Origin of the sequence: Flavobacterium sp. (assembly GCF_028712645.1) — a bacterium.
Lineage (GTDB): Bacteria > Bacteroidota > Bacteroidia > Flavobacteriales > Flavobacteriaceae > Flavobacterium.
On sequence record NZ_JAQTPQ010000012.1, the window covers coordinates 1 to 12,413 of the forward strand.

Here is a 12,413-nt window from a genome sequence, read left to right on the forward strand (position 1 = left end):
TTTCCTCCAGCTTTAGAATACGATTCTAAAATATTTCCTAAAGAAACTGATTTCGAACCGTGTTCGGCACGAATCCAATCTGCATTTGGAAGGTTTACACCAATGGGAGTTGCTGGAGAAGAATCGCCAGATTCGCCTGCAACAATAACGGTTTTATACGAAACACCAACCACATTTTTCTTTTTGTGTTCCGGCATTAATGGAGAATTGTCTTCAAACCATTGAGCGTTTTTAGAAATAACTTCCATTTTTTTCGACATATCAAAATCCTTAATTTGAACTATGCTTTCATACGAACCGCGGTATCCTAATGGATCATTATAGACTTCTATAAAACTGTTGATGTAGTCAATATTCCCTTCGGTTGCTTGAAGCCAAACAATGTTATAATCATCCCAAGTTTTTAAATTTCCAGTTTGGTAATAGCTGATCAACAATCCCAGAGCATCTGCTTGTTTTTTGTTTTCAGCTACGCTTTTTGCCTTTCCTAACCAATAAATGATTTTATCGATTGCAGCACCGTACATCCCTCCACTTTTCCAGACTTTTTCTTCCAACTGTCCTTTGGCATTTCGAACCAATTTCGAATTTAAACCAAAAGAATACGGTTTCTTAGCATCTGGACTTGTTTTTTTTGCATAGAAATCTGCTGCTTCTTTTGCGGAAATTCCTTTGCTATAAAAATTAATTGCAGAACCTTCTAATAATCCTTTTGATTCATCAAGATTTACTTTTTTAGCATCTTCATCATTAAAAATAATAGCTGTAATTTCAGGAGACAATACCGTTTTAGTAGCTTTCATCAAACTATTTAAATATTCTTTTGAAAAGTCTGGTTTAATTTTAGCCGATGAATAATGGTGATGAATTCCGTTAGCAAACCAAACTCTTTTAAGATAAATTTCGAAATTTTTCCAATCAGTAGTTGTTTTATCGCCTTTGTAATTTACATATATATTTTCAAGTCCTTTTCTGATTTTTAGGTTGTATTTATAATGCTGATCCCAAATAATATCGCGTCCTGAAGTTCCAGCTTGAGTAAGGTAATACACTAATTTTTGTTCTTTAAGTGTTAAATTTTCCCAACCTGGAATTTGATAGCGTAATACTTTTATGTCGGAAAATTGTTCAGCAACATATTCGAATGGAGCTTTTTCGGAAACATTTACAGTAGTATTTTTTGTTATTTGTGCATTACAAATAAAAGAAAAACCAATAGCTATAAAAGCACCTGTGATTTTAAGTAATTTCATTATTAATTATATTTAGTTGTTTTATATGTGATTATTCAACAAATATAATCATTCTTTAAAGATACTATAATTTACAGCATTAATTTAGAATCAAATTCAATAATAAACACCAATAAATATTTATCAATCTAATTCTCTAGTTCATTATAGGAATAATTAAATTGAAAATTAAAATTCAAAAAATGAATTTTCGAAAAAAAATTAATTAAAATAGCTTGAAAATAGCAATTTTATACTTTTTTGACAATTAAAGTATTAATAAAATTTCTAACTTTACATCAGAATATAACCCAAATTATTATGAGAATTCTAAAATATTTATTTCTTCTACTATTATTAAGTATGGTAGCATTGACCATTTTTATTGCAACTCAAAAGGGCGATTTTAGTGTAAAAAGAAGCAAAATAATTAATTCGACTAAAGCGACAGTATATAATTATGTAAATGATTCTAAAAATTGGGAAGAGTGGAATTCTTTGGCGTTAGATGATGCTGGGATAAAAGTTACCTATTCTCAAAATACCATTGGAAAAGGAAGTTCTTATTCTTGGGAAGGAAAAAATGGTTATGGCGACTTTCAAACTTTATATACAAAAGAAAACGACAGTATCGTACAAAAAATGAATTTCAACGGCAACACTGCTGACGTTTTTTGGAGTTTCAAGGATACTCTGGGTGGCACTAAAGTAACTTGGATTACAAAAGGAAAAATGGATTTTACTTATAAAGTTCTTACTGTTTTAAATGGTGGCGCCAAAGGAATTATAGGAATGATGTTTGAAAAAAGTTTAGTGAATATTGACAAGAAGCTAGATTATGAAATAAACACCTATTCCGTTAAAGTAAATGGTTTGGTGAACATACCTGAAAGTTATTACTTGGCACAAACCTTTACTAGTGAAATTTCAAAGGTGGGCAAAAATTCAGGAATCGTATTTCCGAAAATTATCAATTTTTGCAAAAAAAATAATATTACCATAAGCGGTAACCCTTTCATTATTTATCATACTTATGACAGCATCAAACAACTAACCAAATTGTCGATTTGTATTCCTATCAAAGATTCTATCTTTTTTAGTGAAGGAAGTGACATTTCTTCAGTAAAAACGACGCCTTATCAAGCTGTAAAAACAACATTGACTGGTGATTATTCTCATAAGAACAAAGCTTTAATTAAAACAAATGAGTTTATTAATCTAAATTATCTTAGCCTAAATCCACTATTTTCACATCTTGAAATTTACAAAATAAGCAAAAACGAAAATAAAAGTCCTTCAAAATGGGTAACCGAAATTTATATTCCTGTAAAACCAAAAGTTGTTTACAAAAAACCTTTAGTTGAAGAATCTAAAAATGAAGTCATTGCACAACCAACAAAAATTGAAAAAGAAATTCCATCAGAGTTTTAAAAAATTTTCATTTTTGATTAAACCTATTGGATAAATTCCATTCTAAACTGATAAAATATAGCTTTGCAAGAAGAAAAGGAATTCATTCAAGAATTATTAAACCCAAAAACGCAAAATCAAGCGTTTGAAAGGCTCTTGAAAGAATATCAAAGCCCCCTTTATAATCATATTAGAAATATAGTTTTAAACCACGATGATACTGACGATGTTTTACAAAACACTTTTGTAAAAGTGTATCAGCATCTAAAAAATTTCAAAGGAGAAAGTAAACTTTTTTCGTGGATATATCGAATTGCGACCAATGAAGCTCTGACTTTTCTGAATCAAAAAGCGAAAAAAAATGGAGTTTCATCGGAAACATTGCAAAACAAAACTATCGATAATTTGAAAGCCGATGTTTATTTTGACGGAAATGAAATTCAAATAAAGTTGCAAAAAGCAATTGTATCATTACCCGAAAAACAGCAATTAGTTTTCAAAATGAAATATTTTGAAGAATTAAAATATGAAGAAATATCAGAAATTCTAGGAACTTCTGTGGGAGCTTTAAAAGCATCATATCATCACGCAGTAAAAAAAATAGAAGCCTTTGTAACAGCAAATTAAACTTTTTGACACAAATTAAGTCTAAAGAATATTATGAAAACATTTAAACTAGAAAACGAACCAAAAATTGAATCTGGGTTTAAAACCCCGGAAAATTATTTTGAGGATTTTTCAGTAAAAGTATTACAACAACTTCCCAAAGAAGAACCAAAAGTAATTTCGATATTTTCAAGAAGAAAAACCTGGATATATGCTGCGGCGTCAGTCATAGTTCTAGCATTATCAATTCCGGTTTACAATAATTATTACGATAGTTCAACAGAAATTGATACTTCATCTTTGGAAAACTATATTGCTTATCATACTTCTGTGTCCGATGCTGATTTAGTTAATCTTCTGGATGAAACAGACATTCAGGATATGAATGTTAACCTAAACATTGAAGATAAAAGCATAGAAGATGAGCTTTCGGCAAACAGAAATTTAGAACAATATTTATTAAATTAATACATTATGAAAACAAACAAACTACTAATTATTATATTTTTAATTTCAATTCATTCATTTGCACAAAATCGATTTGATGAAAAAAAAGAACAAATAAAGACTTTAAAAGTAGGCTTTATTACCAATGAGTTATCATTAACATCAGATGAAGCAGCTCGTTTTTGGCCTATTTACAATACTTTCGATGACAAACAATTCGAATTAAGGCATCAAAAAATGAAATCATTTATGCATAGAATGGATGGTGGTACTTTAGACAAAATGAGCGAAAAAGAAGCTTCTGATTTACTCAATCAAATGGAAAGTAATGAGGATGAATTGTACCTGAATAGAAAAAAATTTATTGCCAGCTTAAGAGGAATTATTTCGCCAATAAAAATAATAAAATTGAAAAAAGCCGAGGATGATTTTAATAGAAAGTTACTGCAACAATATCGAGACAAAGGTCCAAGGAAATAGTTTTAAAAAAATTTAAAATATTCATAAACCCCAAAAATAACTTTATGTTTTTTGGGGTTTTTATTTAATAATTAATTTATTTTATCATTGTTTTAAAGATATAACTAACTGTTTTGTAAATATTTAATACTGTAAATTAAATAATAATGGTTTTGCAAATTATTTATTGGCACAGTAATTGAATATTCCTCAACAATTAATTTTAATATCAATTATTATGAAAACTCAACTACTCATTTTGATCCTATTGACTTCTGTTTTCGCTACGCAAATTAATGCACAAGATAGAACTACAATAAATGCAAAGAATTCCGAAATCAGTGATAATCTTGATTTGAGAGCTGTTGCTTCAATTTTTGGAGATTCAAAAAATCTTCAAGATTTTGAAAGAAGATTAAATGACCCTACACTTCAAATTTCGAATCTTGATTTGAATAATGACGACGAAGTTGACTATTTACGTGTTATCGAATCTGTTGAAAATAGAACTCACGTTATCATCATTCAATCTGTTCTAGATAGAGATTTATATCAAGATGTTGCTACAATTGAAGTAGAAAAAGACAATTATAATAATGTTCACGTACAAGTTGTTGGTGATGTTTATATGTATGGACATAATTACATTTATGAGCCTGTATATTATAGTACTCCTTTAATTTATGCCTCATTCTGGGTTTCAAACTATCGTCCGTATTACTCTACTTGGGACTGGAATTACTATCCTAGTTATTACTATTCTTGGAATCCATTCCCTGTTTTTAGATACAGATACAATATGAATCATTGCTTAAATTCCTATAATCAATATAATTACGTAAACTATAGAAGAAGTAGTATAGCGGTTACTATATATAATTCAAGACGAACTAATGGATATGAAAGACAACATCCTGATTATTCATTTTCTAGAAGAAATTCAGAGGTAAATAATCGTTATGAATTAGATAAAAGAAGAAACACAAGAAATGTTGGGTATTCTCAAAACAGAACCGAATCTCCAAGAGTAAATGCTCCACAAAGAACAGAAAATCAAAGAGTTTATTCTCAAAATAGAACCGAATCTCCAAGAGTAAATGCTCCACAGAGAACTGAAAATCAAAGAGATTATTCTCAAAACAGAACCGAATCTCCAAGAGTAAATGCTCCACAGAGAACTGAAAATCAAAGAGATTATTCTCAAAATAGAATTGAATCTCCAAGAGTAAATGCTCCACAGAGAACTGAAAATCAAAGAGATTATTCTCAAAACAGAACCGAATCTCCAAGAGTAAATGCTCCACAAAGAACTGAAAATCAAAGAGATTACTCTCAAAACAGAACCGAATCTCCAAGAGTAAATACTCCACAGAGAACTGAAAATCAAAGAGATTATTCTCAAAACAGAACCGAATCTCCAAGAGTAAATACTCCACAAAGAACGGAATCTAGAAGTGACAATTCTCAGTCTAGAAACACTAATTCAGGAAGTAATTCTACTTCTTCTTCAAGAAATAGTAATAGAAGATTATAAAATTATATTTGTCATTATACAAAACACGACTCACTTAGTCGTGTTTTTTTATTTATTATATATTTAAAAACCAATGATATTTATAAAATGAGTAAATTTGTCAAGTTTTTTTATATAAATATACATGAGCATTTCGCATAAAGACTTACATAGTAAGCTAACATTAGGAGGGTTATTAGTTTCATTGGGGATAATTTATGGCGACATTGGAACCTCTCCATTATATGTAATGAAAGCCATAATTGGTGATTATGTAATAAATGCAGATATGGTCTTGGGAGGAATCTCTTGTGTTTTTTGGACCCTAACGCTACAAACCACCATCAAATATGTTATCATAACTCTGAGTGCTGATAATCATGGAGAAGGAGGAATATTTGCTCTATATGCTTTAGTCAAGAAAACAAAAATAAAATGGTTAATAGTCCCCGCTATAATTGGGGGAAGTGCCTTGCTTGCTGATGGTATTATTACGCCTCCCATTTCTGTATCCTCTGCTGTCGAAGGAATTAGAACTTTTTATCCAGAAATAAATACTATCCCCATTGTTATTGGAATTTTAGTCGCACTATTTACAATCCAACAATTTGGTTCTAAATTAGTAGGCCGTTTTTTCGCCCCATTAATGCTACTATGGTTTGGAATGCTTGGTGTTTTAGGACTAATTCAAGTTATTAAACACGTTGAAGTTCTAAAAGCTCTTAATCCCTATTATGCTTATCATTTATTGTCTATTCATCCTGAAGGTTTTTATGTACTTGGCTTTGTTTTTTTATGTACAACTGGAGCTGAAGCCTTATATTCAGATATGGGACATTGCGGACGAAAAAATATCAGAATCAGTTGGATTTTTGTAAAAACGACTTTGGTTTTAAACTACTTCGGACAAGGAGCTTATCTAATTCATCACCAAGGAGAAACTTTGCTAAGTTTAGGTGGAAAAAATGGAAATCCATTTTATCTAATTATGGCCGACTGGTTCCAACCAATAGGAATCGTAGTTGCAACACTTGCTGCCGTAATTGCATCGCAAGCCCTTATTAGCGGTTCGTTTACCTTGATAAATGAAGCAATGCGTTTGAATTTATGGCCAAAAGTAAAAATAAAATACCCAACGGAATTAAAAGGTCAATTGTATATTCCTTCCATAAACTGGCTATTATTGCTAGGATGTATTGGAGTTGTGTTGCACTTTGAGGAATCAAGTAATATGGAACATGCCTATGGATTAGCTATTATATTATGTATGATAATGACCACTGTTTTACTCAACTTTTATTTAATTATGAAAAGAGTAAAACTGTATTTCATAATGCCTTTAATTGCTATTTATCTAGCGATTGAGTTTAGCTTTTTGGTAGCCAATGTTACTAAATTTGCTGAAGGCGGTTATGTAACCTTGTTCATTGCATTAGTGCTTGTCTCGATTATGACAATATGGTTTTTAGCTAAGAAAATTAACAAGAGCTATACTAAAATCGTAAAAATAGAAGATTACAAAAAAGTACTCGCAGCATTAAGTGCTGACTTATCCATCCCGAAATATGCAACCCATTTAGTTTATATGACAAATGCTGGTCGAACTGATGAAATTGAGGAAAAAGTAATGTATTCGATCTTGAGAAATAGACCAAAAAGGGCTGATATTTATTGGTTCGTACACGTAAATATTTTATCAGTACCTTACAAAACTGAATATAAAGTAACCAAAATTTTAGAAGACGATTTGTACCGTGTTGATTTCAATCTAGGTTTTAGAGAGCCTACAAAAATTAACCTGATGTTCCGGGAAGTTATTAAAGATATGGTAAAAAATGGTGAAGTTGACGTTACCAGTAGATATGAATCTTTAAATAAAAACAATATTATTGGAGACTTCAAATTTGTACTATCCGAAAAATTCCTATCGAATGAAAGCGACATTTTATGGCACGAAAAATTAATAATGAATTCCTATTTCTTCATTAAAAAATTAAGTCTTTCTGAAGAAAGTGCCTTTGGATTGGACAGCAGTTCTGTAAAAATTGAAAAATTTCCAATGGTGTTACATCCAGCAGAAAATTTAGGTCTGACCAGAATTTCTTAAATCGTTTGATGAAAAACTTAAAAAAACACTGTAATCAAAACAGTGTTTTTTTTTGCTAAAAATTTAAAATAAACTTTCAATCATTTAATAGTACCTTTGCACCTCAATTATTTAAAATGAGATTACACAGAAATTTAGTTTACACTACAATAGATTCATTGAATGCCATTTTCAATGAAGGAGAATATGCTGATAAAATTGTAGCAAGAGCCTTAAAAAAAGACAAACGTTGGGGAAGTTCTGATAGAAAATTTGTTGCCGAAACCATCTACGAAATTGTTCGTTGGAAAAGATTATATGCAGAAATTGCCGAAGTAAAAGAACCGTTTGACAGAGATAATCTTTGGAGAATGTTCTCTGTTTGGGCAGTTTTAAGAGGTTACCCAATTCCTGACTGGCGTCAGCTTGAAGGAACTCCTGAAAGAAAAATAAAAGGACGTTTTGATGAACTTTCAAAAACGAGAGCCTTAAAAGAATCCATTCCCGATTGGATGGATGAATTAGGTGTCAAAGAATTAGGTGAGAAAATTTGGTCTAAAGAAATAGCTGCACAAAACCAACCTGCCAAAGTTATTCTTAGAGTTAACACCTTAAAAACCACTAAAGAACAATTAAGAGCCATCTTGATGGACTTGAATATTGAAACTGAATTTTTAAAGGATCAACCAGATGCATTGGTTTTGAAAGAAAGAGCCAATGTTTTTATGACAGATGCTTTCAAACAAGGTTTTTTCGAAGTTCAAGATGCTAATTCGCAACTCGTGGCTGCTTTTCTTGATGTAAAACCTGGAATGAGAGTCGTTGATACTTGTGCTGGAGCAGGAGGAAAAACATTGCATATTGCTGCTTTGATGGAAAACAAAGGACAGTTAATTGCTATGGATTTGTATGAAAGCAAATTGAAACAATTAAAATTAAGAGCCAAGAGAGACGGTGCTTTCAATATAGAATATCGCATCATCGACACGACAAAAGTTATCAAAAAACTACACGAAAAAGCCGATAGAGTATTGATTGACGCACCTTGTAGCGGTTTGGGAGTTCTCAAAAGAAACCCTGATGCCAAGTGGAAATTAAAACCGGAATTCATTGACAACATTCGAAAAGTTCAATCTGAAGTTTTGGAAAATTATTCCAAAATTGTAAAACCTGGCGGAAAATTAGTCTATGCTACTTGTTCTATTTTACCTTCTGAAAACCAAGAACAGGTTCAAAAATTCCTTTCAACAGACATTGGAAAACAATTTAATTTTATAAAAGATCAAAAAATATTAGCATCAGAATCTGGTTTTGATGGATTTTATATGGCATTATTAGAAAGAAAAAACGAAACGATTTAAAATTATGAAGAAAATTTATACGCTATTTACGTTATTCCTATTTGCTGCTTTAAGTTTTGCGCAAGCACCTGCTGGATATTATGATAACGCAACTGGAACAGGTTATACCTTGAAGACACAATTGTATACTATTATTGCACCTCACACAGAACTGACTTATACACCGGGATTATGGAATTTATATTATACTTCTGATGTAAGAGCGGATGGCAAAGTTTGGGATATATATTCTAACTGTAATTTTGTTTTTGGTTCTGTGGCAAGTGGAGGAAATCAAGATAATGGAACTTTAGGTAATAATGAATGTGAGAGATACAATAGAGAACATACTTTTCCAAAAAGTTGGTTTGGAGGTACAGTATCTCCAATGTACACTGATGCTTTCCACGTTATGCCAACAGATAAAAAAGATAACAGTATGAGAGGAAATCTTGCTTATGGAAAAGTGGGGACTGCCTCTTTTACAACCTCAAATGGAACAAAAATTGGGAATTGTGTTGCTCCTAACTATCCTTATTCTTATGACGTTATTGAACCAGCTGATGAGTATAAAGGAGATATTGCAAGAAACTATTTTTATATGGCAACCTGCTACCAAAACGTGATAAGTAGTTGGCAAACAAATCAGGCGAATGGAGATACTGTTCTCGACGGAACAAATGATAAGGTTTTTGAACAATGGTATCTTGACTTAATGTATTCTTGGCATATTGCTGATCCAGTAAGTCCAAAAGAAACTAACAGAAACAACGCTGTCTATGCAGTTCAAGGAAACAGAAATCCATTTATTGACCATCCTGAATGGGTTTTTCAAATTTGGGGATCTGCTTTAAACACTTCAACTTTCGATAAATTTGCTAACATTTCAATATATCCTAACCCAACAAACAGTCACAAGATAAAAATACAAACTGACATTGTCTTGGATGAAATTGATTTAATTAATATCGATGGTCAGTTGATGCAGGTTATCAAAAAACCTCGTTTAGAAAACCAAACCTATACTTTGGATAATTTACCACAAGGGTTTTACTTATTGAAAATAACCTCTGAAAATCAATCAACAACTAAGTCAATAATTGTAAATTAATTTCCGTTTGAAATTACACAAAAAACACCAGCAAATACTGGTGTTTTTTTGTATAATTTTTTCGTCTCTTTTATTCAGGAACTTGTTGGCTCAAACAATGCAAAGTTCCAAAACCCCAAATCAAATCGATAGCATTAATTCCGATGATTTCTCTATCGGGGAAACAATCGGCAATGATGTTTAAGGCAATTCTGTCGTTGGCATCGTTGAATGTTGGAACCAGAACACAGTTGTTCAAAATCAGGAAATTAGCATAACTTGCTGGCAATCGCAATCCGTCAAAATCGATGCGTTTTGGCATTGGCAATTCCACTATTTTAGGAGATTTTCCGTTTTCCAATTTGGCATTTTGCAAACGTTTTAAGTTGCCTTGCAAAGGCTTGTAATTATTGTCGTTCGGGTCTTTTTCTACAATGGTAATGATGGTATCTTCGTTTACAAATCGACATAAATCATCGATATGGCCGTGAGTATCGTCGCCTTCAACTCCGTCACCCAACCAAATCACGTTGGTAATTCCTAAATATTCCTTGAAAACCGATTCGTAATCGGCTTTGGTAAAACCTGGATTTCGAACCTGAATATCAGGATGCATCAAGCATTCTTCCGAGGTTAGCAGCGTTCCTTTTCCGTTGACATCAATTGCTCCGCCTTCAACAATTACTGGTTTTCCGTTATAGACAACTTGTGTCACGGGAAGCTTTAGAAATTCGCCCACTTTAACAGGAACGTGCTTGTCTAAATTGATGTTTTTGTATTTTGCCCAACCGTTAAAATTGAAATTCAAAGCCTCTCTTTTCATTCCGTTTTGAACAATAATTGGCCCAGAATCTCGCATCCAACTTCTATTGGTTTTATGAATGATGAAAGAAACATTGGTTAGTTGCACAGTTGCTGTTTCAAGCTTTTCCGTAACTTTAGCTTTTAGTTTTTCATCGGCAACTACTAAAAACACTTGCTCGAAAGTAGCCACTTTTTTGATAAACTCTACAAAAGCCCATTGAATAGCTTCATATTTTCCTGGCCAATCGTTGCCATTATGCGGAAAACATAATAAAATTCCTGATTGTTTTTCCCATTCGGCAGGGAAACGTCTGTTTGTAGTTGTCATAAAATGAAGCTAAAATTTAATGACTGCAAATATAAGCATTCATAAGGATTATAAAAATGGAGGGATTGATAAATGTGGGTGTTGTTTTTAGGGAGATTTAATAGTTTTTTAGTTCAGTTTAGTGATGAATAATTTTGAAAGAAAAATCTTTTTAATATATGATTTTTTTGTGAGGGGAATTTTATATATTTGAAGACCTATTATTTCTAATTCAATAAATAGATTCTTTTTTAAAGAATCACTTTTGTACTACACAATTAAACAAATTATATGAAAAAAGTTATTCTATTATTTTTTACTCTTTTATCCTTTTCGATAAACGCACAAAACCGTTATGAACTTCTTGATAAAGGAAATGGAAAATTGTTTCTTTGGGATTTCATTTCAAAAATGGCAGAAAGTGGTTCAATCACAAATCAGCCTATAGTTGTTCTTGATGGCAAACCATATCGTTATCAAGATTTAGAAAATCAAAAATTGCCTTTGTCAAAGTTAGCTATTGAAAAGATTGAATTATTGAAAAAACCTGTAGGGATTTCTATTTATGGTAGTTATGGAGAAGCAGGAGTGTTGGTAATAACAACTACAAAATCAAAAATATTTTTGTTAGACAATGAAGATGATTCTATGTATTATTTGGTTGATAAAATTAAAACTGCTTTTCAAAGTGAGCAAATTGAAAATACACCCTTAATAGCAATAGATGGTGTTCCTTTTGAATATGATAAAACCCTAAATACAATAGTTTTACCATTAAAGAAGGAGGGAATAACGGATGTTACTATTTTGAACAAAAATAGTAGCCCTGTAATTTATGGAAAAGATGAAATTTATGGAGCAATTATAATATCTACCTCAAAACAATAAGTTACAGGTAAGAAAAGTTAATCCCAACCAAGTAAAAAAGGACTAAAACACCATTGTTTCAGTCCTTTTTTTATGGTATTTTCTCAAAGAATCATAAGTATTTATAGGGTAAATTTGCTAAAAACCTGAACTCATTTATCTCTTTATCCCATAGGAATAATAAGGCACGCAGATGATACAGATTAGACAGATTTTTGCTGATAATACTATAAAAATTCGTTTTTATCTGTT

Annotated in this window: 10 protein-coding genes and 1 pseudogene; 9 read left to right on the plus strand and 2 right to left on the minus strand. The window is 31.4% G+C overall.

The genetic code is table 11. The features are described 5' to 3' along the window. Nucleotides 1-1,253: pseudogene (locus PHC28_RS01775) on the minus strand (dihydrofolate reductase); the annotation flags it as partial. A gap of 300 nt (nucleotides 1,254-1,553) precedes the next feature. On the opposite strand from PHC28_RS01775, the gene PHC28_RS01780 reads away from it, so the two are divergent. From PHC28_RS01780 to PHC28_RS01815, 8 genes are all read left to right on the plus strand, one after another. After that, the gene (locus tag PHC28_RS01780) at nucleotides 1,554-2,663 is read left to right on the plus strand and encodes a transcriptional regulator (RefSeq protein WP_300096144.1); all 1,110 of its coding nucleotides are present in this window, start codon (nucleotides 1,554-1,556) and stop codon (nucleotides 2,661-2,663) included. A 63-nt stretch (nucleotides 2,664-2,726) separates the two neighbouring features. Next, entirely contained in the window at nucleotides 2,727-3,269 is a 543-nt protein-coding gene (locus tag PHC28_RS01785; protein WP_300096147.1) for a sigma-70 family RNA polymerase sigma factor, read from the plus strand. Nucleotides 3,270-3,302: 33 nt separating this feature from the next. Then, a complete protein-coding gene (locus tag PHC28_RS01790; RefSeq protein WP_300096149.1) occupies nucleotides 3,303-3,716 on the plus strand; it encodes a hypothetical protein in 414 nt (137 codons plus the stop codon). Between the two features lie 6 nt (nucleotides 3,717-3,722). Continuing rightward, entirely contained in the window at nucleotides 3,723-4,175 is a 453-nt protein-coding gene (locus tag PHC28_RS01795; RefSeq protein ID WP_300096152.1) for a sensor of ECF-type sigma factor, read from the plus strand. A 217-nt stretch (nucleotides 4,176-4,392) separates the two neighbouring features. Continuing rightward, the gene (locus PHC28_RS01800; RefSeq protein WP_300096155.1) at nucleotides 4,393-5,688 is read left to right on the plus strand and encodes a hypothetical protein; all 1,296 of its coding nucleotides are present in this window, start codon (nucleotides 4,393-4,395) and stop codon (nucleotides 5,686-5,688) included. A 124-nt stretch (nucleotides 5,689-5,812) separates the two neighbouring features. Continuing rightward, a complete protein-coding gene (locus tag PHC28_RS01805; RefSeq protein WP_300096160.1) occupies nucleotides 5,813-7,774 on the plus strand; it encodes a KUP/HAK/KT family potassium transporter in 1,962 nt (653 codons plus the stop codon). Nucleotides 7,775-7,890: 116 nt separating this feature from the next. Beyond that, complete coding sequence (locus tag PHC28_RS01810) at nucleotides 7,891-9,114, plus strand: methyltransferase domain-containing protein (protein WP_300096163.1); 1,224 nt, start codon at nucleotides 7,891-7,893, stop codon at nucleotides 9,112-9,114. A gap of 4 nt (nucleotides 9,115-9,118) precedes the next feature. After that, complete coding sequence (locus tag PHC28_RS01815; protein WP_300096165.1) at nucleotides 9,119-10,204, plus strand: endonuclease; 1,086 nt, start codon at nucleotides 9,119-9,121, stop codon at nucleotides 10,202-10,204. 70 nt (nucleotides 10,205-10,274) lie between these two features. Here the strand turns inward: PHC28_RS01815 and PHC28_RS01820 are convergent, their stop codons facing one another. After that, entirely contained in the window at nucleotides 10,275-11,315 is a 1,041-nt protein-coding gene (locus PHC28_RS01820; protein WP_300096168.1) for an agmatine/peptidylarginine deiminase, read from the minus strand. 270 nt (nucleotides 11,316-11,585) lie between these two features. Here PHC28_RS01820 and PHC28_RS01825 point away from each other — a divergent pair, with 270 nt between their 5' ends. Further along, nucleotides 11,586-12,182, plus strand: a complete 597-nt coding sequence (locus tag PHC28_RS01825; RefSeq protein ID WP_300096171.1) for a hypothetical protein — start codon at nucleotides 11,586-11,588, stop codon at nucleotides 12,180-12,182. Nucleotides 12,183-12,413: the final 231 nt, after the last annotated feature.